This window comes from Luxibacter massiliensis, from assembly GCF_900604355.1.
Lineage (GTDB): Bacteria > Bacillota > Clostridia > Lachnospirales > Lachnospiraceae > Luxibacter > Luxibacter massiliensis.
On sequence record NZ_UWOE01000002.1, the window covers coordinates 157,125 to 181,764 of the forward strand.

At 44.2% G+C, this 24,640-nt stretch carries 20 protein-coding genes; 16 read left to right on the forward strand and 4 right to left on the reverse strand.

What is annotated here, in order from left to right; all coding sequences use genetic code 11:
- Window positions 1–263 precede the first annotated feature (263 nt).
- From EFA47_RS18685 to EFA47_RS18745, 12 genes are all read left to right on the forward strand, one after another.
- Window positions 264–1,325 carry an aromatic acid exporter family protein gene (locus tag EFA47_RS18685; RefSeq protein WP_122644696.1) on the forward strand — a complete coding sequence of 354 codons (1,062 nt, stop codon included), beginning with the start codon at window positions 264–266 and terminating at the stop codon, window positions 1,323–1,325.
- Between the two features lie 114 nt (window positions 1,326–1,439).
- Complete coding sequence (locus EFA47_RS18690; protein ID WP_122644697.1) at window positions 1,440–1,685, forward strand: FeoA family protein; 246 nt, start codon at window positions 1,440–1,442, stop codon at window positions 1,683–1,685.
- Window position 1,686: 1 nt separating this feature from the next.
- Window positions 1,687–3,819, forward strand: coding sequence for a ferrous iron transport protein B (feoB, locus tag EFA47_RS18695; RefSeq protein WP_122644698.1), 2,133 nt, complete (start codon window positions 1,687–1,689; stop codon window positions 3,817–3,819).
- A 94-nt stretch (window positions 3,820–3,913) separates the two neighbouring features.
- Window positions 3,914–4,504 carry a VanZ family protein gene (locus tag EFA47_RS18700; RefSeq protein WP_122644699.1) on the forward strand — a complete coding sequence of 197 codons (591 nt, stop codon included), beginning with the start codon at window positions 3,914–3,916 and terminating at the stop codon, window positions 4,502–4,504.
- Between the two features lie 353 nt (window positions 4,505–4,857).
- Window positions 4,858–5,889 (forward strand): zinc-dependent alcohol dehydrogenase, encoded by a 1,032-nt coding sequence (locus tag EFA47_RS18705; protein ID WP_122644700.1) that lies wholly within the window; start codon window positions 4,858–4,860, stop codon window positions 5,887–5,889.
- Window positions 5,890–5,908: 19 nt separating this feature from the next.
- Window positions 5,909–7,222 (forward strand): ABC transporter substrate-binding protein, encoded by a 1,314-nt coding sequence (locus EFA47_RS18710; RefSeq protein WP_122644701.1) that lies wholly within the window; start codon window positions 5,909–5,911, stop codon window positions 7,220–7,222.
- A 72-nt stretch (window positions 7,223–7,294) separates the two neighbouring features.
- Complete coding sequence (locus EFA47_RS18715; protein WP_122644702.1) at window positions 7,295–8,221, forward strand: carbohydrate ABC transporter permease; 927 nt, start codon at window positions 7,295–7,297, stop codon at window positions 8,219–8,221.
- A 13-nt stretch (window positions 8,222–8,234) separates the two neighbouring features.
- Window positions 8,235–9,065, forward strand: a complete 831-nt coding sequence (locus tag EFA47_RS18720) for a carbohydrate ABC transporter permease (protein WP_122644703.1) — start codon at window positions 8,235–8,237, stop codon at window positions 9,063–9,065.
- A 9-nt stretch (window positions 9,066–9,074) separates the two neighbouring features.
- On the forward strand, window positions 9,075–10,022 hold the full coding sequence (locus EFA47_RS18725) for a dihydrodipicolinate synthase family protein (RefSeq protein WP_235853379.1): 948 nt from the start codon (window positions 9,075–9,077) through the stop codon (window positions 10,020–10,022).
- Window positions 10,013–10,969, forward strand: coding sequence for a phosphoglycerate dehydrogenase (locus tag EFA47_RS18730; RefSeq protein ID WP_235853381.1), 957 nt, complete (start codon window positions 10,013–10,015; stop codon window positions 10,967–10,969). Before EFA47_RS18725 ends, EFA47_RS18730 begins: the two co-directional genes overlap by 10 nt.
- A gap of 221 nt (window positions 10,970–11,190) precedes the next feature.
- Complete coding sequence (locus EFA47_RS18735) at window positions 11,191–11,952, forward strand: IclR family transcriptional regulator (RefSeq protein ID WP_122644704.1); 762 nt, start codon at window positions 11,191–11,193, stop codon at window positions 11,950–11,952.
- A gap of 585 nt (window positions 11,953–12,537) precedes the next feature.
- Entirely contained in the window at window positions 12,538–13,437 is a 900-nt protein-coding gene (locus EFA47_RS18745) for an N-acetylmuramoyl-L-alanine amidase (RefSeq protein WP_122644706.1), read from the forward strand.
- 64 nt (window positions 13,438–13,501) lie between these two features.
- On the opposite strand, the gene EFA47_RS18750 is transcribed toward EFA47_RS18745, so the two are convergent.
- A complete protein-coding gene (locus EFA47_RS18750; RefSeq protein WP_122644707.1) occupies window positions 13,502–14,380 on the reverse strand; it encodes a Cof-type HAD-IIB family hydrolase in 879 nt (292 codons plus the stop codon).
- Window positions 14,381–14,960: 580 nt separating this feature from the next.
- On the opposite strand from EFA47_RS18750, the gene EFA47_RS18755 reads away from it, so the two are divergent.
- The 4 genes from EFA47_RS18755 to EFA47_RS18770 all read left to right on the forward strand — a co-directional run bounded on the left by EFA47_RS18755 (window position 14,961) and on the right by EFA47_RS18770 (window position 20,199).
- Entirely contained in the window at window positions 14,961–15,737 is a 777-nt protein-coding gene (locus EFA47_RS18755) for an IclR family transcriptional regulator (RefSeq protein WP_122644708.1), read from the forward strand.
- Window positions 15,738–16,311: 574 nt separating this feature from the next.
- Window positions 16,312–17,985: a dihydroxy-acid dehydratase gene (gene ilvD, locus EFA47_RS18760; RefSeq protein WP_122644709.1), complete on the forward strand. Its 1,674-nt coding sequence runs from the start codon at window positions 16,312–16,314 to the stop codon at window positions 17,983–17,985.
- Window positions 17,986–18,014: 29 nt separating this feature from the next.
- On the forward strand, window positions 18,015–19,280 hold the full coding sequence (locus EFA47_RS18765) for a GntP family permease (RefSeq protein ID WP_122644710.1): 1,266 nt from the start codon (window positions 18,015–18,017) through the stop codon (window positions 19,278–19,280).
- Between the two features lie 31 nt (window positions 19,281–19,311).
- Entirely contained in the window at window positions 19,312–20,199 is an 888-nt protein-coding gene (locus EFA47_RS18770) for a dihydrodipicolinate synthase family protein (RefSeq protein ID WP_122644711.1), read from the forward strand.
- Window positions 20,200–20,294: 95 nt separating this feature from the next.
- Here EFA47_RS18770 and EFA47_RS18775 read toward each other — a convergent pair whose 3' ends face one another.
- From EFA47_RS18775 to EFA47_RS18785, 3 genes are all read right to left on the reverse strand, one after another.
- Window positions 20,295–21,806 carry an AAA family ATPase gene (locus tag EFA47_RS18775; RefSeq protein ID WP_122644862.1) on the reverse strand — a complete coding sequence of 504 codons (1,512 nt, stop codon included), beginning with the start codon at window positions 21,804–21,806 and terminating at the stop codon, window positions 20,295–20,297.
- A 158-nt stretch (window positions 21,807–21,964) separates the two neighbouring features.
- The gene (locus EFA47_RS18780; RefSeq protein ID WP_122644712.1) at window positions 21,965–23,287 is read right to left on the reverse strand and encodes a vWA domain-containing protein; all 1,323 of its coding nucleotides are present in this window, start codon (window positions 23,285–23,287) and stop codon (window positions 21,965–21,967) included.
- A gap of 72 nt (window positions 23,288–23,359) precedes the next feature.
- Window positions 23,360–24,316, reverse strand: coding sequence for a leucine-rich repeat domain-containing protein (locus tag EFA47_RS18785; protein WP_122644713.1), 957 nt, complete (start codon window positions 24,314–24,316; stop codon window positions 23,360–23,362).
- Between the last annotated feature and the right edge of the window lie 324 nt (window positions 24,317–24,640).

The following is a 24,640-nucleotide window of genomic DNA, read 5'->3' on the forward strand; positions in this document are numbered from 1 at the left end:
AAGATAAGTAAATAAATAGAAAAGGCCTGCACAAGTGCTTTTATAAGTACTGGTACAGGCTTTTTTCATTTATGCCCGCCAGCAACAAGCAAAGAGATATGTTTACGTGTTCAGTTGGCCGCTGCGGGGAGGGTCTAATAACCCAATGCTTGCATCGCTGCTAGTTTGATGACCATATAATTGCAGCGGGTTTTTTGACTGAAAAAAATTTGATAGATATAAGTGAAAAGGGGAATAATTGCACCCATAAGGGAGGAGCAGGAATGAGTACTGGACGCGAAAATTTTAAAAACAAATTAAAAGAAGGACTACTAATACAGACGGTCAGGCTGGCTGTTGGAAGTGGTGCGGCGATCCTGGCCGCTTCAGCTTTAAAATTAGAATTTTCAACATCTGCAGGGATGATAGCGCTGCTTACAATATTGACGACTAAATGGGAGACATTGAAGCTTTCTGCTGCCAGGATACTTACTTTTTTTATGGCCGTATTATTGGCCTGGATGATACTGGGAACATTCAAAAATGACAGTATCGCTTTTGGGGTTCTTATTTTTGTATTAATTATGGTAAGTGAGGCTATTGGGTGGAGGGTTACGGTTTCCGTAAATGCTGTAATCGGGACCCACTTTCTGGCAGTACGGGATTTCAGTATAGCATTCATTATGAATGAGTTTTTTATTGTGCTGATAGGTATCACAGTTGCCATTCTTATGAACTTATTTCAGAATAATGGGAGCCAAAAAAATAAAATCATAAAAAATATGAGATATACAGAGCAGCATTTTAAGGAAGTGCTGGAGCAGCTGGCTGGATACCTTATGAATAATCAGGCTAACTCTAACGTGTGGAAAGATCTGGGCGACTTAGAGTCGGCCCTGGGACGTTTCAAGGAGCAGGCTTACCTTTATCAAAACAATACTTTTCAGGCTCATACCAGCTATTATAGCCAATATTTTGAAATGCGTGCCAGCCAGTGTGCTGTATTATATCATCTTCATTCAGAGATGGAAAAGCTTAAAGAACTTCCAAGGCAGGCTGAAATTATAGCTGATTTTATAGTATGGCTTGTGAATTACATCACGGAAATGAATATACCTGACAGACAGTTAAACAGGCTTTATGAACTGTTTAAAGAAATGGAGGGGCAAAAGCTTCCTAAAACAAGGGAAGAGTTCGAGAGCAGGGCCGTACTCTATCATATATTGATGGATTTGGAGGATTTCATTCAGTATAAGAGCCATTTTATAGAACGCATTAATGACAGGCAGTTTCAAATCTACTGGAAGAAGGAGGTTGGGGATAGCTGCCGGATCAGAAATAGCTAAATATAGCGGTCTTCCCTGGAATGTCTGATTTGTAACAAAATCTAAATAAATTAATATTATATTATGAGGAAAATACATTTTCCTATCTCAAATATAGTATGGCAGGTGGCAATTATGGAACAGACGGCGACCCTTTGTGATATAAGGCCGGGGCAGGGAGCTGTAATAAAAGAGCTGAAAGCGGATAACAGCATCCACAGACGTTTTCTTGACATAGGACTTGTCAGGGGAACCAAAGTAGAGTGTGTGGGGCGCAGTCCGGCGGGGAGTCCGTCTGCGTTTTTGATAAGGGGCGCGGTAATTGCCATACGTCTGGAGGACTGCCGAAATATTATAGTAGACAGGGCGGAAGGAGTGTAGGATGGCGGAGCAAAAAATAATTGCAGTAGCAGGTAATCCTAATGTGGGAAAAAGTACGGTCTTTAACAGTCTGACTAATCTGCATCAGCATACAGGGAACTGGCCGGGAAAGACAGTTACCAATGCAGAGGGATTCTTCAGTACGGAGAGTTACTCTTATAAAGTAGTTGATATTCCAGGGACCTATTCGCTTTTGGCACATTCAGCTGACGAAGAGGCGGCAAGAGACTTTATCTGTTTTGGCGGCGCAGATGCTGTCCTGGTTGTATGTGATGCAACCTGTCTGGAACGGAATATGAATCTGGCTCTACAGACCATGGAGATTACAGACAAAGTGATTTTATGCATCAATCTTTTGGATGAGGCGGAGAAAAAGGGGATCCATATTTCATTAGATACACTTTCAGAAAGCCTGGGCGTGCCTGTGGTGGGTATGATAGCCAGGGAGGGGAAGGGACTGGACAGCCTGAAAGATACATTGGATATTATGATGGAAAAGGCGGGGAAGAGGTCAGGCAGCAGGGGAAACAGAAGCTCTATAGGTAGGGGCGGATATCTGGTTACATATTCAAAAGTAGTGGAAGAAGCTATATCTGTGCTGGAGCCGGAGGTTCAAAGGGTTCTGGAAAATGCAGGGAATCCATATTGCCTGCCCTCCAGATGGGCAGCGCTGAGGCTTCTGGAAGATGACCGCTCCTTTTTAGATGGGATATGCCGCAGCATGGATTTGGACATACAAAACGAACCCCATATAGAGGATGCTGCAAAAAGAGCGAAGGAGGTATTATTAATAAACGCTGTTGGAAAGAAGGAGCTTGAGGAGGAGATTGTATCTGCAGTGATGGGAAGGGCAGAGGAAATGTGCCGTCTGGCTGTAAGCTTTGAGCGGGCAAGGCCGGATTTCAGAGATAGGAAAATTGACCAAATACTGACTGGGAAAAGGCTGGGGTATCCGCTGATGGCTTTTTTGCTGATGGTAATTTTGTGGATTACTATTACAGGGGCAAATTATCCATCACAGATACTTTCAACGGCTCTTTTTTGGGTGCAGGACAGACTGACAGATTTATTTAGATATTTACAGGCGCCTGTTTGGCTTCATGATATGCTTGTATTGGGAGTGTACAGGGTGCTTGCCTGGGTAGTCTCTGTCATGCTGCCTCCTATGGCTATCTTTTTCCCGCTTTTTACTTTGTTGGAGGATGTAGGATATCTGCCGCGCATAGCATATAATCTAGATAAACCATTCTGTAAATGCCATGCCTGCGGCAAGCAGGCCCTTACAATGGCTATGGGGTTTGGGTGTAATGCCGCTGGTGTGACAGGATGCAGGATTATAGACTCGCCGAGAGAACGTTTGATTGCAATTTTAACCAATAGCTTTGTCCCCTGCAACGGGAGATTTCCTATTCTGATTGCTCTGATTACTATGTTTTTTGTAGGCGGAGGGGTTCTTTCTTCTTTAACTTCGGCCGTTATTTTGACGGCGTTTATTTTGCTGGGGATTGGAATGACGTTTCTTGTATCCTGGATACTGTCGCGGACAGTGCTCAAGGGCTGCCCTTCTTCATTTACGCTGGAGCTGCCGCCCTACCGGCGGCCTCAGATAGGAAAAGTAATCGTGCGTTCCATCTTTGACAGGACACTTTTCGTTCTGGGCAGGGCAGTTGTTGCCGCCGCCCCAGCCGGGTTAGCCATATGGGCGGCTGCCAATATTTATGTGGGGCAGCAAAGCCTTTTGAGCTATGGCGCTTCGCTTCTGGATCCATTTGCCAGGCTTTTAGGACTCGATGGCGTAATTCTGATTGCTTTTATCTTGGGCCTTCCGGCAAATGAGATTGTAGTACCTATTATGGTCATGGCTTATATGGCCCGGGGCAGCATTGGGGATTTAAATAATCTCACGGAAATGAAAACCTTATTTGTGAACAATGGATGGACCTGGGTGACGGCTGTCTGCACTATGCTGTTTTCACTGATGCATTGGCCCTGCTCTACCACCCTCCTCACTATAAAAAAGGAGACGAAAAGCTGGAAATGGACGTTAGCGGCCCTGATAATTCCAGTACTGGCTGGTATGGTCGTCTGCTTTTTAACTGCCCAGATAGCAGGGGCGTTTGAAAGGCTGATATAAAGCAAAATGTACAGAGGGTTAAACACGACTTGATTTTCTGAGCATACCAGAGTATGATAATAAAATACTTTTTGGTAAAGGATGTGATGATTAAGTGAAGAAATTTATTTTGTTTATATTGAAACCCCTGTCTTTTCTGCCGGCGGTATTAATGATGTACATAATATTTTCTTTTTCTGCACAGACTGGCGTGGATTCAGGTAATCTGAGCTATACGGTCAGCCATAAGATTGTAGAAATAGGCAATGAGGTACTTCAGAAGGGCATGGAGGACTGGGAGATTGAACAGAAGGCTTATGAGATAGAGTACCCGGTGAGAAAGCTGGCCCATATGACGGAATACTTTATTTTGGCAGTCACAGTCTCTCTGCCATTTTACGTTTATGGACTCAGGGGGTTCGGACTTATGCTTGTGGCTGGCCTGATATGTGTGGGATTTGCCTGTGGGGATGAATACCATCAGTCTTTTGTGGATGGCAGGGGGCCCTCAGTGAGAGACGTGGGTATTGATAGCATAGGAGTCTTTGCCGGCATTATTGCCGTGAGAATCTGCTGCTGGACGGTTCTTGCCCCGGCCAGAATAGCGGAGAGAAGCAGAATACGGCTGGAGAGAAAGATTCAGAGGCGCAGGCAGCTGGAACGCGAGAGACATATGCACGGCAGGCGCAGCCCTGGGGAATGGTAAAATATCGTGGTAAATGATCCGTCAGCCGATATAGCGCTGACGGACTTTTTATTTCCGAGAGAAACCAGCCAAGGGGGGAATATTTATTGAACTGGTATAGTTCAATAAATATATAAGCGGATATATTCTGACTTAGTAATTAGGGAGTAAAATAGCTAAATTGCACAAAAATAGACTGCAATAATTGATAAATTAGTATAATTGCAATATGTAGTTAATTATGATAATATAAAAATATAAAGAACAACGTTCATTATTAAAGAACTTTATGCAAAGGATGCATCTGCACCTTTTCTTTTTTACCGATATTAGAGAACGATGTTCAATATAAGAGAACTAGAAAGGAGGAGAAAATGAAAGCGGCAATTTTTAAGGGGCCATATGAGTTTGAGATATGCGACCGGGAGAAACCAGAACCCTTGGAAAACGAAGTGCTGATAAGAGTGCGCTCGGTAGGCATCTGCGGCTCAGATATTCATCCTTATAGAGGAAATGGGATCGACCGGAGGGAGCCGGGGATTATTATGGGGCACGAGGCTGCCGGGGATGTGGAGGCAGTAGGAAAAAATGTTTCTCAGTGGAAGCCAGGCGACAGAGTGGCGGTGAACCCCCAAATCAACTGTGAGAAATGTGAGATGTGCAGGCAGGGACTGCCCCACCTGTGTGACCACTCTCTGCTGATAGGTTCCTCTATGCGGGGGTTCCTGGACGGGGCGATGTGCCAGTATATTGTGATTCATGAGAAGCAGCTCTACCGCCTGCCAGATGAGGTGAGTTATGATTATGGGACATTTTTGGATCCGCTGGGGAATGCAATACATCTGATTAACCGGGGGACAGTACAGCTTGGCGATACGGTAGTTATCATGGGCGTAGGGACCATCGGCCTTCTTGCAGTGCAGACTGCGAAACTGGCAGGGGCCATGAAGGTGATAGCTGTTGACCTGTCTGATTATAAGCTCTCAGTGGCGCAGGAGGTGGGCGCAGACATATGCCTTAGGTCTGATGCAGAGGATTTCATGGAACGTATCAAAGAGGAGACAGATGGGAAGGGGCCGGATGTTGTGGTGGAAGCAGTAGGGATCAGCGCCACATATAATATGGCTGTGAATATGTGCAGGAAACGGGGTACGGTGATTGCCCTTGGGTTTACAAAGCCAGTGCTGGAGATTAATATACAGCAGATTGTGTACAAAGAACTGCATGTGTTGGGAAGTACTGGGTACGCCAGAGAATGCGGGACAACACTGGAATATTTAAGGCAGGATAAGGTGGATATTGAGAAAGTCATAACTCACAGGCTTCCACTTGAGGAAGTGAAAAAGGGATTTGACCTATTGTGCGAAAGAGACAGCAGAGCAATTAAGGTAATTCTGCACCCGTAGGAAGAGAGGAGAAAAAGGTATGAAAAAAAGACTGGTAAGTTTGATGTTATGTGCGGTGATGGGAATCACAATGCTTGCAGGCTGTGCAAGCGGATCAGGAGATTCGGGAGAAGACAAAGGTTCATCTGGTTCTGATGAGACGATTGTGGTCTGGATGAAAAAGGACCTTACAGATGTGGCAAATGATATGTTTAAGGAAAGATGTGAACAGTTTGCTGAGGAGAACGATGTAAATGTAGAAGTAGAAGTTATCGCTTATGAGGATTTCTATACTAAGTGGGCGGCTGCCATTGAGTCAGGAAACCTGCCTGATTTGAGCTATTTTGGTTATCAGGAAATGGGGCAGTATTACAATCAGGGTATTCTGGAGGATTTAACAGATGTTTATAATGAAATTAATGATATGAATCCTTTTGAGGAGACCTTGGCCTCTGCGGTTACATCCTCTGATGGTATCGTGTATGGCATTCCGGGATGGGCATCTGTCCAGGTATTGTATTACCGCACAGATATGTTTGAGGCGGCAGGCCTTGAGGCTCCTGAGACCTGGGATGATTTTAGGGAAGCTGCAATTGCGCTTACGGATGAAGCAAACGGCATATACGGCGCTGGCATTGGATATGGGGCAAGCAATTCGGACGCAGAATGGCTGACAAGGGCTATGTTATGGTCCAATGGAAGCGTGGATGTAGATGAAGCTGGCAAGGTTGCTATTGACAGTGAGGAAACAATAGCGACCGCCCAATACATACAGAATTTGTTCCTGACAGACAAGGTGACTCCTCCGACTGCTGTAAACTGGGATGACTCAGGAAATAACAAGGCGTATTTAAGTGGCCAGTGCGCTATGATTTTCAACGTTGGAAGCCTGTTAAATACAATTCAGACAGATGACCCAGATTTATATGAGAATACAGGGATTGCGATTATGCCTTCCGGAAGCGCCGGCGCCATGGTGCCTGGTATTCTGGATGGATATGGGATTTTCAAAGATGCATCTAACAAGGACGGCGCTAAGGAACTAGTAAAATATCTCATGGAAAAAGAATGGTACACAGAGTGGGTGAATGAGACAGCACCATTTAAGATTCCTGTACTTCAGGGAATGAAGGAGGACTCTGTATGGCAGGAGGAAAGAAATAAACCGTTCATTGATTCGGTTGAGAACTTTACATTCCTCGGATATCCAAATGCATATACTCCGGCAGCAAGTGAAGTGTTTAATTCACGGCTCTTGAGCAACTGCTTTACAAATATTGTAAGCGGCAGTGATGTATCTGAGGAAATTGCCTCTCTTCAGACACAGATGCAGGAGGCCTATGACAAAGAATAGTTTGAGTGGCGGGCAGGGGGGTATTTTAACGGCAGGCGGGGCCCGCCCCGCTGTAAGATGGAGGTGGGCGAAATGAAAAGCACAGCTGCGGCAGCCAAAGGCGGGGAGATGAAAAGAGCGCCGGGCATGGAGAAAAAGGAAAAAAGGCTGGCTATGATACTGGTAGCCCCTGCAGTCATCTACCTGATACTGGTCATGGGACTTCCTCTATTATGGGCGGTTTATACCAGCCTGACTGATAAAGTAATCGGAAATTCGGAAATCAATTTTATTGGACTGAAGAACTATATTGATATTATAAAAGATTCTGTCTTTCAAAAGGCTCTGTTAAATACATTCATATTTGCATTTTTTGCCGTAGTCGGCAAGGTGCTCTTAGGAATGATTATGGCACTTACGATGAATCAGCCTCTTAAAGGAAGGGGGATGATCAGAGTAGCCATGATTTTACCCTGGACAATACCCACGATTGTGTCTGTATTTGCGTGGCAGTGGATTTATTCTGATGTAGGAGGCGCCCTAAACAGGATTTTAATGGTACTGCATATTACAGACCACCAGATAGGGTGGCTGTCCACGACAAATATGGCCATGTTTTCTGTAATCCTTGTAAATATTTGGAGAGGGACTCCATTTATTGCAATTTCTGTCCTTGCAGGACTCCAGAATATTTCTGCAGATTTATATGAGGCGGCTGCGTTGGACGGGGCAAATATGCTGAAAAGATTCTGGTATGTGACCCTTCCATCGGTGAAGGATGTAATTAAGCTGTCAGCTTTCGTGACTACAGTATGGACGCTGAATGACTTTGAGATCGTGTGGTGCATGACCAGAGGAGGCCCGTCCCATGCCACAGAGCTGGTATCTACGTACAGCTATATTCAGGGATTTTTAAATAGTGATATTGCAAGGTCGGTAGCAGCTTCACTGATTCTTGTGCCGATTTTAGTAGTATTAGTACATTTTATAACAAAATCATCTCTGGCAGATGAAGATTAGGGGGGGGAACAGGATGAAAACAACTGTCAAATCAAAACTGATATCTTACGTTGTGGCTGCTGTATTAATTTTGTTCTGTCTTTTCCCAATCTACTGGATGTTGATAACATCTTTAAAGACAAGTACAGAGATCTATAAGATTATTCCTACTTTTTGGCCTAAAAAGCTAACTTTTGAAGGATATCAAGAATTGTTTCTGGAGACAGGGTATATCAGAAATGTAATAAACAGCCTATTTGTATCACTGGTAGTGTCGTTTGGCTCCATTGCAGTCAGTATGCCAGCAGCATACGCTATTGCCAGAATTAAATTCAGGGGGCGCAGGCATCTGTCCAAAGGAATACTAATCTCTTATTTGATGCCCAGGACGGTTCTATTTATACCTCTGTATCTTTTGGTCACACAGCTGGGCCTGAGCAACAATTTATGGGGACTCATTCTGGTTTATCCGACCATCACCATTCCTTATGCCACATGGATGATGATCTCGTATTTTCAGGGGATCCCTTATGATATAGAGGAAGCGGCAATTATAGACGGATGCAGCAGGGTACAGGCAATGTGGAAAGTATGTTTCCCACTGGCCAGGTCGGGAGTTGTGTCTACATTAATATTTTCGTATACGCTGTGCTGGAGCGAATATCTGTATGCTCTTGTTATTATCAATAAGGCAGAATTTAAGACCATACCCCTGGCGCTGGCAGATATGGTCGTGGGAGATGTATACGCATGGGGCCCGCTGATGGGAGGCTCTCTGATAGCGTCTGTTCCAGTGGTTATTTTATATTTATTATTTAACAGAAATATGGTCAGCGGTATTACTGCAGGCGGCGTGAAGGGATAGGTGAGTAAAATGATAAGCAAAAAATTTCAAAATGGAGTCTGGCCGGTCATGCTGACTCCATTTAAGGATGACAATACAGTTGACTATACGTCACTTGCCAGGCTGGTGGACTGGTATATTGATAATGGCTCTGCCGGGTTATTTGCAGACTGCCAGTCCAGCGAGATGTTCTCTCTTTCACTGGAAGAACGGGTTAAGATTGCGGCCTTTGTAAAAGAAAAAGCAGCAGGAAGGGTTCCTGTAATTGCTTCCGGACATATATCAGACACTATTGAAGGGCAGGCAGAGGAGTTAAACGCTATTGCACAGACCGGTGTTGACGCAGTGATTCTGCTGACAAACCGTCTGGCCCGGGAGAATGAAAGTGATGAGGCCTGGATGCAGAACCTCCAAAAGTTATTAGGAAAATTACCGGAGGATTTGGCCCTTGGATTTTATGAATGCCCATACCCTTACAAAAGGATCATTTCTCCGGAATTGCTGAAATGGTGTGCCGATTCAGGGCGTTTCTATTTTATTAAAGATACAAGCTGTGACATAAAAATTATCCGGGAGAAGTTAGAGCAGATAAAGGGAAGCCAGCTCAAGCTTTTCAACGCCAACTCTTCCACATTGCTGGAAACATTGCAGATGGGAGGCAGCGGGTTTAGCGGTGTAATGGCAAATTTCCATACAGACTTGTATGTATGGCTGTGCGGCAACTTCCAAAGGTGTCCGGCTGATGCGCGCCGTGTGGCAGACTTTCTTACACTGGCCTCTCTGATTGAGCGTCAGGTATACCCTGTAAATGCAAAATACTGCCAGAAACTTCTGGGGAACTTTGATTCTGTTTATACAAGGACAAAGGATAAAGAGCTGCTAAATAAGACGGCCACCCTGGAGGTGGAGCAGCTCATGCGTATGACAGACTTGATAAGGGAACAGATTGGCCTGAAGGAAGAAAGGATATGCGGATGAAAGTATTAGTAACAGCCACAAATTATTCGAAATACTGCCAGCCAGGGAAAAAAATGCTGGAAGCTGCGGGATGTGAAATTGTTGAGAATCCATATGGAAGGCCGTATACATTCGAGGAACTAAAAGCTGTCATTGGAGATATTGACGGTGTAGTGGCAGGGGTAGACACATGGGATGAAAATGTCTTTAAGATAGCTCCCAGACTGAAGGTTATTGCCAGATTCGGGGTGGGAGTAGATAATATTTCCCTGGAAGATGCTAAAAAGTTCGGAATTAGGGTTTGTAATTGTCCTGGAATTAATTCTTCCGCTGTGGCAGAACAGGCAGTTGCGTTGATGCTCTGTGTACTTCGGGATATACCCGGGTTAAATGCAGAAATACGGAAAGGCCTTTGGCCCCGCCCTATGTTCCATGAAATGAAGAGCAGGACGGTGGGTTTCTTAGGATTTGGCGCAATCGCCCGAAATGTGGCAGAGAGGCTTCAGGGATTCCATCCCCGCATGATTGCGTATGATACATATCCAAATCAGGAGGCGGCCCGCAGCCTGGGCGTAACAATGGTGTCATTGGAGGAAGTGCTGAGGGAGGCGGATATTATATCTGTACACCTGCCTGCTACGAAAGAGACCCGCCACCTAATCTGTAGCCAGACCATTTCTATGATGAAGCAGGGGGTTATACTGATTAATACGGCCCGGGGCAGTGTCATCTGTGAGGCAGATGCGGCTGAGGCTATGAGAAGCGGCCAAGTCCTAGCCCTGGGGACAGACGTATTTGAAAAGGAACCCGTGGACTTAAACGGAGAATTGTTTCAGTTAAGGAATTATATTGCAACCCCACACGTATCTGCAGAGACATATGAAAATTGTGAAACGACATCCGTGGCGACAGCAGACGCTGTGTTGGCCGTATTTGATGGCAGGGAGCCTAAAAATTGTTTGGTGTAACAAGAAAAGTCTATATAGGGACTGCCACAAAATAAATTTTGTGTTATGGGCACCCCTTAATTCAATATCCGCCCTGGCCGTAATTGGCCGGGGCGTTGTTCTATAATATAATCTTCCATAATGCAGTTAACCTGATTGAATCTGGATATTTTCGATGTTATAATATAACTTAGGTGTGGGATGTAAAACGGGGATGAAATTGAGAGAAATGGGGAAAGCCGATGGTAGAGAATCGTGACATTAAAGTAAAAAGCCTTCAGAAAGCCCTTGAGATTTTAAATTATTTCACGGAAAAGCCTTTATTGGGAGTGACGGAAATCAGTGAGCATTTTGGTTTGTACAAAAGCACAGTACATAATATTCTGTCTACGTTAAAGGCAATGGAGTATCTTGAACAGGATGAGCAGTCAGGCAAATACCGTCTTGGGATCCAGGTGTTTAACCTGAGTAAGGCAATGGCCGATACATATTCAATAACCAAAATCGCAATGCCATATATGCAGGAAATCGCGAACCAGACCAATGAGAGAGTGTATTTGGCAGTCCCCTACAGGGATGAAGTCTTGTATCTGGAAGCCATGTATCCAGAGGCGGCAGTTGAGCTAATGCGTTCAATACTGGGTGAAAGGGCTAAGATGTATTGTACTGGACTTGGGAAAGCAATGCTGGCATATATGGGGGAACAGAAAATCCGGGAATATCTGGATACGCATGAGTTCGAGGCATTTACAGATAAGAGCATTACGGACAAGGGCATATTCTATCAGGAACTAGCCTGTACCAGGCAGAGAGGATATGCGGTAGATGACATGGAGCATGAATTTGGTATTAAATGTATAGCCATGCCTATTTTTGACCGCAGCAGGAAGGTCTATGCCGCGGTCAGTATCAGCGGGATTGCTACACATTTTACAGAGGAGAATATTGATAAATGGGCGATGCTGCTTAAAAAATATGTAAGTAAGATTGAGAGCAGGCTATAGTTCTGAACGAAGCAATTTATCTTGGAGGCAATAGATGACTTTTGGAAAGGATATCAGTAAGCGTATGGGCACTGCTGATATCTTTTTTAATCCAGCGGGCAAAGCGACGCGAAGGCCAAAAATTCAAAAATCCTGCTGCTGGGTTTTTGACTGTTATCCCCAATATAAGAAATTATATTTATTGGATTACGCATATTCAGCAAGGGATGCCCTGTGGGTATACCTTGCTGGATGAAGTCCGCCCGTCCGAAGGACATGTATTAAGGGGTGCCCTGTGGGTATACCTTGCTGGACGAAGTCCGCCCGTCCGAAGGACATGTGTTAGGGGGTGCCCTGTGGGTATACCTTGCTGGACGAAGTCCGCCCGTCCGAAGGACATGTGTTAGGGGATGCCCTGTGGGTATACCTTATTGAACATTAGCAGTTCAATAAGTATGGAATGAAAGAGGGGAGAGGGGAATATAATAGTAATTAGGCGTTGATGTTTTGTAAGAAGTTAAAAAATAAAGTATATTTAATAATATATACGCAGGAAAATCATAGTAGAAAAAGGTTATAAATTTTACATAAAATGGGGGATATGTTATGGAAAGCGCAAGTGAAAAGAAGAAAACAGTTAAATATATATTTCTTATTTTAGGCATGGCTTTGCTTTTCACAGGCTGCTCTGGAAAGCAGATGGAGGCAGATGGGACAAAAGCAGAGCAAGTAAAAGAGGGAGAACAGGCTACAGCAGAGGAGGAAGAGCAGGAAAGGATTCGAGAGGAGGATTTGAAGAAGCAGGAGGAACTAAAGACACAGAAGGAGAAAGAGGCTGCGGAGAAAGCTGAAGAAAAAAAGAGCAGGCCCCAAACCATTGTTTTAGATCCCGGGCATTCGGCGGTAGTAGCAGAAGGGGTGGAGCCATTAGGCCCAGGATCCTCTGAGCTTAAGGCGGCGGATACAAGCGGCACCAGGGGAGCAGCCAGCAATGTGCCCGAATATGAGCTGACATTAAACATATCTTTAAAACTTAGAAATGAACTAGAAGACAGAGGCTATACAGTGATTATGACAAGGGAATCAAATGATGTCCCTGTCAGCTGTATTCAACGTGCAGATGCTGCAAATAACGCAGGGGCAGACGCATATGTCAGGGTTCATGCCAACGGTTCTGAGGATTCGTCCGCCCAGGGAGCCATGACTATATGCACAACTCCCCAGAGTCCCTATGCTCCAGAACTATATACTGCAAGCCGGCGGCTTTCCGACTGCATTATTATAAAACTCTGTGAGTCTGCGGGATGTGAGAATGACAGCGTGTGGGAGACTGATACCATGAGTGGAAACAACTGGAGCCGGGTTCCTGTTACAATAGTGGAGATAGGGTATATGACAAACCCCCAGGAAGATATGCTGATGCAGACACCTGCATATCAAGAGCGAATTGTACAGGGGATCGCGAATGGGGTTGATTTGTTTCTGAATGAGGACGTAGCCTTTTGAAAAAAGGCTACGTCCTTAATTTAATGCCCCCCTGTACCTAAATGTAAATGGACCTGTACCTAATTTATAGGCCATATTGTTCTAACAAACGGTTTATCGCATGTGCCACGCCTAGTTCTTCATTTGATTTTGTTATATATTTAGCCACTTTTTTTACTTCTGGCATTGCATTTTCCATTGCCACAGTAGCGCCAAAGGGCATTTCCAGCATGGAAAAGTCGTTCATGCTGTCACCTAATACCATGACCTCATCCATGGTATATCCCAGGGATTCTATGTATTTTTTCAGTACCGGCCCTTTTTGTGCTTTTATATCCGTGATTTCCAAGTTTGTCTCAAAGGATGCGGCAACAGCTATCTGTTTATTGGAAGATAGTTCCTGCCGGATGTTATTCAGCAGAGGGATATTATCTGAATAGAGAAAAATTTTATATATAGGCAAGCCGGATTTCTTAATTTCGGAAAAATCAGGGATGATCTTTGTATTTTCTTTGATACGTATATAGACAGGATCCTGGCGTATTTGTTCGTCATCCATATCCTGCTCAGTGTGAAATCCCTTTAACTGATGTATAAAACTTTCTTCAATTTCCTCTGCGTCCCCGATTCTATAGTCAAAATGATTTGTACAAAAAACTACGGGGACAGGATATTTTATGAGTATTTCATATACCTGCTCACATAGGTTTATATTAATAGGATTGGTTAGTACAAGCTCGCCTTCTGGGTTGCGCACTTCAGCTCCACTTCCTACAATATAATCACATACTAGATCCATATCTTTTAGTTCAACCAGCGCTCCCCGAAAATTGCGTCCGGTGGCCAACATAAACCGAATACCGGCATCACATGCTTTATGAATGGCCCGGAGGGTTTCAGGGTCTATTGCATGATGATTATTAAGCAGTGTGCCATCCATATCGGAAGCAATGACTTTTATCATATTATTTTCCTCCTGAAATTCTAATATATTGAACATGTAAGGAATATTGCAAGACAGATGAGTAATCACCTATACTTACTATACTACTAATGTCCAGCAAGGTACACTTATTGAACCGCTAATGTTCAATAAGGTATATCCAAAGGGCACCCCCTAATACATGTCCTACGGACGGGTGGACTTCGTCCAATAAGGTATACCCACAGGGCATCCCTTAACACATGTCCTACGGACGGGTGGACTTCGTCCAATAAGGTATACCCACAGGGCATCCCTTAACACATGTCCTTCGGACGGATGGACTTCGTCCAATAAGGTATGGAGCAACAAATTCCAAATACTATAAAATTATACCGGATTCGTCAAGCCATATCAACTAGCTTTGCTGTTATATTTGGAGAGAGGGTTAGGTAAATAAATAGGAGGGCAGCGTTATATAGCTGCCTGAGGGACAAAAGTACCTGTTTACAGTGGGACTGCCTGTCACCATATGGATTTCTATATGATTTTTAATTATCGTTGACTCCTATTATATTGTATGTTATTATAAAGAAAATAAGAAAGAACTAAGTTTTATAATATGGGAAAAAAGAAAAGTACAGATAGAATTCAATCAGTTGAGCGTGTTGTCCACATTCTTGATCAATTTTCAGCAGAAAGACCGGAGCTCAGATTTACAGAGATTGTGGAGCGGACAGGCCTTAATAAAAGTACTGCGTTTAATTTGATCAGCACATTGGAAGCGCTGGATCTTTTGGAGCAGGATGAAGTTACCAGGTCATACCGGCTGGGCGTTCATCTGATGAAGCTTGGAGAAATTGCTAAGAAGTCAATTAAAATTATAGATATCGCTAAACCTTTTATGGCAGAGTTAAGGGATAGCGTCAATGAAACAGTTCAGCTTGCAAAATTGGAGAATGGGTTTGCAGTATACCTGGAAAAGGTGGAGAGTTTCCATCCCATTAAAACAAATTCAGAACGCGGGGATACGATTCCTGCCTATGTATCTGGACTTGGGAAAGCGCTTTTAGCGTATCGCTCCGGGGACTATATTGAGGAATATATTCCTGAGACTCTTAAAAGATATACGGTAAATACGATAGGATCACGTGCAGAGTTGTTAGATGCGCTTAAACGTGTGCGTGCAGAAGGCATGGCAAAGGATAACGGAGAGTTTATTGAGGATCTGGTCTGCTTTGCAGTTCCAATTTTCGATTATAAAGGACAGGTAAACTATGCAGTGAGCGTTTCTGTGCCATCATACCGCCTGACCCCTGAACAGGAAGAAGTGCTGAAACCAGGAATTATTAGTGCTGCGCGGAAGATTTCAGCAGAACTCGGGTATCCCGGGAGATAGTACATCATTATATTTAGCCTTTTATACCTTATTGGACGAAGTCCACCCGTCCGTAGGACATGTATTAGGGGGTGCCCTGTGGGTATACCTTGCTGGACGAAGTCCGCCCGTCCGAAGGACATGTGTTAGGGGGTGCCCTGTGGGTATACCTTATTGGACGAAGTCCACCCGTCCGTAGGACATGTATTAGGGGGTACCCTGTGGGTATACCTTGCTGGACGAAGTCCGCCCGTCCGAAGGACATGTGTTAGGGGGTGCCCTGTGGGTATACCTTATTGGACGAAGTCCACCCGTCCGTAGGACATGTATTAGGGGGTACCCTGTGGGTATACGTTTATAAAGATTAGAGTGTCAAAAGTACCTTTGGTGCCACACTCATACCATATATTGTAATTATGGGCAAACATATATATCAGTATATGCTATAGAGTGGGTGCGGCACACCCTTTTAACACCCCAATCTTATAAAATAAAAAAATTATAAAAACCGGGCTCTATTGCCCGGCAAAAAAATCCCACAATATGAGAAACAATTCCCATAATGCGGGAAAGTTTGCAAAAGGAGGTAAAACAAATGAGAAGTGATGAGTTTCTGAAAGGAGCACACAACAGTCTTGGCCGTTCTCTGATGAAGTCCATGGGTTACACAGATGAGGAGGTACGTAGGCCTAAAATTGGTATTGCCAATTCTTTTAGCGAGATCTGTCCGGGCAGCTACAATCTGCGTGAGATTGCAGAGAAAGTAAAAAATGGAATATATGCAGCAGGAGGGACCCCTGTGGAGTTCGGAACCATCGGACTGTGTGACGGCATCGGACAGGCTAACGAGGGCATGAGATATGTACTGCCATCCCGCGACCTCATTGCAAGTTCTGTAGAGCTTATGGTACAGGGACACAGACTTGACGGCATTGTGCTATTAGGCTCATGTGATAAGATTGTTCCCGGAATGCTGATAGCCGCTGCCAGGCTTAAAATTCCCGCGATCTTTCTGGGTGGTGGTTCCATGCTCGGCGGAGCTGTTTTTGATGGACGTAAATCAGATGTGAACTCCTGCGCAGAGGGATATGGAATGCTTTCAGCGGGTAAGACAACAGAGCAGGAGCTTAAAGATCTTGAAGAGACCTGCTGTCCTACATGTGGTTCATGTTCATTTCTTGGAACAGCTAATTCTATGAATTGTATCGCAGAGGCTCTTGGTATGAGCCTGCCTGGAGCCGCTTTGGTTCCTGCCGTCCATAATGATAGGAAACGTCTGGCATTTGAGACGGGCCGACAGATAGTGGAACTTGTGAGACAGGATATATGCGCGGATCAGATACTTACAAAAGAATCTATTTTAAATGCCATTAAAGTATGTATAGCTATAGGCGGATCCACGAATGTGGTAATGCATCTTATAGCAATCGCGAAAGAAGCCGGGGCAGATGTTGATGTCCTGCATGAGTTTGACGTTTTATCATATGATATCCCAACTATCGTAAAGATTAATCCCAGCAGTTATGAGTATAACACGGAGGATTTCTTCTTATCAGGCGGAATCGTGAGGGTTGTAGACTATATGCAGTCTCTTTTGTGTATGGATGTCATGACAGTAACCGGGAACACAATGAATGATAATATCAATTCTTTCCATTATAAATTCCCAGTGAACCCTGAAGTGATAAGGACTCTTGATAATCCGTTCGGATATTCAGGTTCAGTTGCAATTATGAAAGGAAATCTCTGCCCGCAGACCGGGGTGGCGAAACCGGGAGCCATAGATCCGAGTGTCCAGCACTTTGTGGGAAAGGCTATTTGCTTTGACTGTGAGGAGGAGGCAAACAGAGCGATCATTGATGGAAAGGTAGAGCCGGGCCATGTAGTAGTGATAAGGTATGAGGGGCCAAAAGGCGGGCCGGGAATGAGAGAGATGTATTCAGCCATGAAATATCTGTATGGCCGGGGACTGAATAAGAGTACTGCTCTGATTACTGACGGGCGATTTTCTGGATCAAACAATGGGTGTTTTGTCGGCCACATATCGCCGGAGGCACAGGAAGGAGGGCCAATTGCCATCATTCAGGATGGAGATGAGATAGAGATAGATATCGAGAAAAGAATAGTGGATCTTCATATTACACAGGAGGAGATGGACAGCAGGCTTAAAGAGTGGAAGGCTCCCAAACCACGGTTTGAGACAGGATATCTTTCCATTTATGGTAAACTGGCGGCATCAGCAGCAGAGGGGGCAGTACTGAAAGTCTGACGAAAGGACAGGCAGAAGGGAGGTAAAGTATGGATGTACAAATAACACTGCTGGGCGCGCTGATCGGCATGGCAGTCGCTATTATCTTGATACTTATAAAAGTGAATCCTACATATTCCATGATGGTGGGCGCGCTTGTGGGAGGCATCGTAGGCGGTGCGGGAATGACGGAAACGATCAGTATTATGCTGGACGGAGTTAAGAATATTGTGCCAACCATCGTACGAATAGTCGCCGCAGGAACACTGGCGGGAATGCTGGCAGGGTCTGGCGCTGCTGAAACAATATCGGATGCGATTATCAAGGTATTTGGGAAACGGTTCTCTATTGTAGCTCTTGTAATATGTGGATGGCTGCTGTGCGTGGCAGGGATATTCGGGGATGTGGTTATTCTCACTGTGGCGCCTATTGGCCTTGACATGGCGTTCAAACTTAAAATGTCCCGCCGGTCTGTTATTGTGTGCCTGATCGGTGGCGTGATGTCGGGGGTTATATGTGGACCTATCGCCAATACGATCGCAGTGGCAGAGATATTTGAAGTTCCTCTTACCATGGTGATGATGGCAGGGATTATTCCATCTGTGGCAGGGATTGCTGCTACAGTGGCCTGTACATTTTTTGCTGCGGACAAGGGAGAGATTATATTACAGCCAGTAGAAATGTCAGAGAATATTGACCGTCCAAAGCTGATAGGAGCCATAAGCGGCCCTGTTGTAACTATTGCTCTGCTGTTTCTGGATCCGATAGTGGGAATTAAAATAGATCCAATCATTGCCATGCCTATAGGCGCTATTGTTGGCGCTGCGGCTATGCGGCGATGGGGGCATTTCCGCGAATATCTGGAGTATGGACTTGGAAAAATGAGTGGTGTTGTTATGCTGCTGATTGGTACAGGGTGTCTGGCAGGCATTATTTCAAATTCTGATATACAGGCAGCAGTTACTTCAGCTATTGAGTTTCTCGGACTGCCCAGCTTTATACTGGCTCCGTTTTCCGGTGTGCTTATGGGGGCTGCCACTGCATCTGCAAGTGCAGGGGCCACCGTTGCAAGCCAGATTTTTGGATCGGCATTGCTGGAGGCCGGGGTTGGTGCAGTTGGAGCGGCAGCTATGATTAATATAGGTGCAGTCATGCTTGCCGGATTGCCCCACGGTAGTTTCTTCCACGTGAGCGCAGGGTCTGTGCAGATGGAAATGCGGGAAAGACTCAAAGTTATCCCATACGAGGCGGTCATAGGAGGGACAATGGTTATAGTATCGGCAATTGTCCTTGGCGGATTCGGACTGTTTAGTTGATTAAGTACTAATAATGGAGTATTAAGAGATTATGAAAGTAAAAATATATACGCCTGCCGTTACAATATTTAACAAAGACGGCAGTATTGATTTCAATGGTAATTTACAGGTAATGGAACATTTGATACACGGTGGGGTAGACGGCATAGTGCCCCTTGGATCTACCGGGGAATATCCGACCCTTTCTCTTCAGGCAAAAAAAGATTATCTGGATAAATATATAACCACTGCCAGAGGGCGGGTAGAACTGCTTCCAGGGACAGGCGGGGAAAATGCTGAGGACACAATTCATCTGTCTAACTATATTCTCAGCAGACATGGCAGAAAAATCAGAGGAGTCCTTGTTATTTCAGAGTTTTATTATAATATGGATGACGAAGATTTTTACCGCTATTATGCACGTATTGCCAATGAAATCAGAGGACGTGTATATATTTATAATTATCCCGAGCGGACAGGCCATAGTATTCCCCCGGATATAATTGCCAGGCTGGCAGAGAAATACGAAAATATTGTGGGTTTAAAGGATTCTGTGAAAGATTTTGGGCACACAAAAGCTGTTCTTGAAAAAGTTAAGCCATTCAGACCTGATTTTGAAGTATTTTCAGGTTATGATGATCAATTCCTTTTGAATGCATGGCTTGGAGGGGCAGGGGGAATAGGCGCCCTGTCGAATCTCCGCCCCGGTATTTGGGCTGAGTGGGTATCATCAGTGAACAGGGGGGATTTTAAACTGCAGGGAGAAATATATGAAAAAATTAAAAAGCTGATGGGACTGTATACCCTTGAGAGTAATCCTCAGAAACTTTTTAAAGAAATTATGCGTGAGTCAGGTTTGCCGATACAGACGCATTGTGTATTTCCGTTTGATCATCTGTCGGGGGACAGCTTGGAGAAATCAAAAAGTTTATTAGCGTAATTCTTATGCTGTGTACGGTATCCCCTCTATATGGTTCAAAAAGTGCCTCACACATGAAAAGCCTTGCTGTGAGGCACTTTTGCAGCTTTATCTCTCTATTTAATCCCTCTATTTAATATCTCCTCAGCCGCATCCATCTGCCGCACAATATCCACCTGCCGCTCGTCGAACAGCAGTCCCTTATTATACCGGTAATATTGGTCACAGCCATTTTCTTTTATAAACCAGATACTATAGTAATTGGCATTCAGCTCAGTGATAAAGGCCACCATCTCCTGGCTCTCGCCGAATGCCTCTTCCATGAAATTAAATACATTTTGAAGTGTTTTAGATGTGTATGCAATTTGTTCTTCCCGGTCTTTTACTTCGGTTTCGAATAAAGCTTTAATTTCGTCAAATACACCATCTCCAATAAATAGTTCTCCACGTATATTTACAGAATATCTTTCCAGGGTGGAGACTACTCTGTTAAATATTGCTTCCTCGCGGCGGCTGAGGTGCCCGGCTTGTTTCTGCCGGGCCAGGTCACTCTCGGCCATATGCCAGATGTCCTCCGCCATTGTGGTTATTTGATTTTCCTTATAATAAATAAGATATTCATATAGCTTGGCTACATAGGCATCCTGCGTATAGCTTTCTGTAAAGAGCTCGGCCAGCCGTCCATTGAGCAGGCTGACTATGCCGAGATGCTCATCCAGGGGCGAGGCATGAATCTTTTTAAGCAGGGAGTCATCCCAATGGCCTTTTAGTATATCCTCAATATTGTAATCTTTCCTGTATTTGTAATAAAGTTCCAGATAATTGGCAAAATCTTTTGCAGTCTTGGGATGCTGGATATATTGATATACCACATCTCTGTCTATGGGTTTGCGAAGAACTTCATATACTGAGATAAGCTCAGATAAATCCTCCCATCCCCTGGCAGTTGCAAAGTACTTACCGTCCACCGTTGTCTCTATTTTATAAAAATTTTCTTTCCTTAATTCAAGATAAGAAATAACTGCTGGATGTATACCCTGCCGGTATGCATATTCTTTCCATACGTCATAATTGGCAGCCACATCAATTTTTTTGATTCTGTCTAGTGTGACGATGTCAAATTCCCGGACAGATTTATTATATTCGGGGGGATTCCCGGCTGCTACAATGACCCATCCCTTTGGAACCTTCTGGTTTCCAAAAGTTTTGCACTGCAGAAACTGAAGCATCGTGGGGGCCAGAGTTTCAGACACACAGTTGATCTCATCAATAAAGAGGATGCCCTCATCGATACCCGTCTGCTTTATTTTTTCATATACAGAGGAAATGATTTCGCTCATAGTATATTCTGTCACAGAAAAATTCTGCCCGCCAAATTCCTTTTCCTGAATAAAAGGAAGGCCTACAGCGCTCTGCCTTGTATGATGTGTAATTGTATAGGACACCAGGCCTATTTTGCACTCCCTTGCGACCTGCTCCATAATTTGAGTCTTGCCGATTCCTGGAGGCCCCATCAGCAGGATGGGACGCTGACGCACGGTGGGGATTTTATACTCCCCAAAGGCATCTTTCAACAAATAGGCTTCTATTGTATCTTTAATTTCCTGTTTCGCTCTCTTAATATCCATATTTTTAAAGCTTTTCAGGCAAAAGTTGGCAATGCCTGAAAAATACAAATCAAAATCTGGGAATTGATCTGTATAATTCTCCCTTCTAAATATTTTATGCGCCAAGGGCACCCCCTAATACATGTCCTACGGACGGGTGGACTTCGTCCAGCAAGGTTTCATTTTTCAATTAAATCTTCTTCTTCCAAAACTAGCCTGATGGCCCAGGGGGGGACATCTACATCTTGGTAATCCTGCTGCATAAATACAAATGCAGTTTTATAGGCGGGCATCCTGGCAGGATATATTCCATAGCCATCTGTGAAATATATTAATCCGCGGAGTTCCTCAAATTCTCCTTTTTCTAAAAGATCATCCACATAAGCAAAAGCCGGCCTGTAATCTGTCCCGCCCTCCCCATACAAAGTCATTGTGCCCATATATTCTTTAAGGTCTTTTGTGCTGGTAATCTTCTGGTCGCAGTGTACCTTTTCATCACACTGGATTATATGGATATTTACTTTTTTAAAAAAACTATTTTTTTCACTGAGCACAGAGTAGGTTTCCTCAAGGAATTTTTGGATCAATTCGCCTGAACAGGACATAGAAGTATCGATTACCACGGCAACTTCTGAAATCTTTTTGACCTCCTTAGTCTCCTGAGGCTCTATGAGAGGCATATTTCCGTACATACGAAGTCCGTAGCTGTAGAACGTGTAGTCAAAGGAGTCAGGGTCCACGGCAACTTCCTCATGCATTACTGCAAACTTCCTCAAAAAGTCTTTATAATCATGTTTTTCTCTATTCTCTATTTTAAGCTGTCCCAGTAAATCTCCCGACTTCTCAGAAGCTTCCTTAGAAAAGGTTTCCAGGTCTGTCTCCATGCGTTCATTGATATCCTGCCATTTCTGATTAAGGATGGGGTCAGGCTTTCTGCCGGGTTTCTGATTTTCCCAGTACTGATGGTCATCAGCATAGAATTCCTTCTCAAGCTGAGCGAGCTCCTTTTCGCTAAGTTCCCAGGATGCCAGGCTTTTATAAATTCTTTCAGCATTGAGGACATGTCCAAGGGACTCCAGCCTTTGGTAGGTATCCCTTCTAAGGAGGCTTTTGGAAAACCGGATGGACCGGTGGAAACTGCTGTCAATTATATGTTCTGCTGCAATGTCACAGCTCAGATTCCAGCATCTCCCATCCATCCCCCTTTTTACCATATGGCGGAAAATACAGTGGAAAACCATATGAAGATATCCTCTGTTTACGAGAATACGGTTCTCCTTATACAAGCCTCCTAAATGCTGGGGATGAAAATACATAATATTCCCGTCGGTGCCAAAAGGAGCGGCTCCCGGATCCATCTGGTATACAAAACTGCTCAGAGCCACATCGAGAAACCTCATCCCTAAATATAATTCATCCCTTGCTGCACAGAGTATTTGTATTCCTATACTTTCCAGCCTCTGGGCAACCTCCCGGTTTTCGTTGTTTTCTTGTACTGTCACAGGGTCATCTCCCTTCCGCTGCCATATATGAATGAGGGTTATACTCATATACCAGATTAATATATTCTATATTTATAACTGAAAAAGTTTTTTCTTTTTCGGCGTAAATTTCTGCTTCTCATTCATAAGATAACTTAAAATTTCCGTTTTTCCTGATTCGGCTGTTGCTTCTAATGCATACTCTATCATACCGGGAGTCCAGAATACCTGCCCGGAGATTACTTTTATATAATCCAGACGGTCCTCTTCAATGACATATTCTAAGATCTCCTCATATCTTTTTTGAATCATGGAAATATAAGCTTCCCGGTGCGCGCCGGCCAGATGATAAGGGTATTTAAGCCGTGAAAATGCAATATCCGCCAGGACTTTCGGCTTGTCCCAGGCAGCAGCCACAGAGAATAGGCTATCATATTTGCGGTAATCCAATTCTTTATTGTAAAAGCATTGGCGGTAGTTATTGCCGGAACCATGGTGTTGGGTAAATAAAATCCGTGCCGGGGTATTTTCCACAGCTTCCTCATAATGCTCTGGGAATACCAGGTAGGCGCAGCCGCCATTTTGAAAGCAGAATGTTACGTCAATGCGCTGCCACAGCTCGCCGAGAATCTCCTTGACGCAGGAGCGCAGTCCATTTTTCATGTACACAGTCAAAGCTGAAAGATTCCCGCATCCGGTGAATGCCCCGCTGCCAATGTGCATGAGGGAATCTGAAAATTCCAGGTGCCTGAGATTTTTACAGCCATAAAATATATAATTTCCGATTTCCCGTATAGTATCAGGGAAAATAATCTCTTCAATTTTGGGGCCCCAGAGCGGTTGTCCACTATCTTCTGACATAAATTGCCCCTCGCTCTCCCACACCAGAATATCTGCATCTTTTTCGGCTTTTCTGTCAGAAAATGCATATCCTGCAGCCCGGGTTACTGGAAGGCCATTTATATAAGCAGGAATTTCCACACGGGAACCACTGCCGTGGCATCTGAAAATTTCTATTTCCTTGTCTTTTACTTTATAATAAAACCGCATAAATACACCAGACCTCTTTTTTGGAGTATAGTTGGAAATTTAATCCCGCGTGCAGCGGGCTAAGGGAACATGTTTACATGTCCATTTGGCGGCTGCCGCCAGGGCCGAATACCCCGATACTTGCATCGCTGCTAGTTTGATGCCACGTATGCTTACATCAGGGTCTCTGGATCTTAGTTAATATTTACTTTCCTATTATAAAAGGGGCCGCTTATTTTTTCAAGGACTCCTTTTTGTACAATGTATGTCCTTAACAGCGCTATTTTAATACAACGGCTTGAATGGACATGTAAAATAGTTTATTATTAAATTATCTTTTTTTAC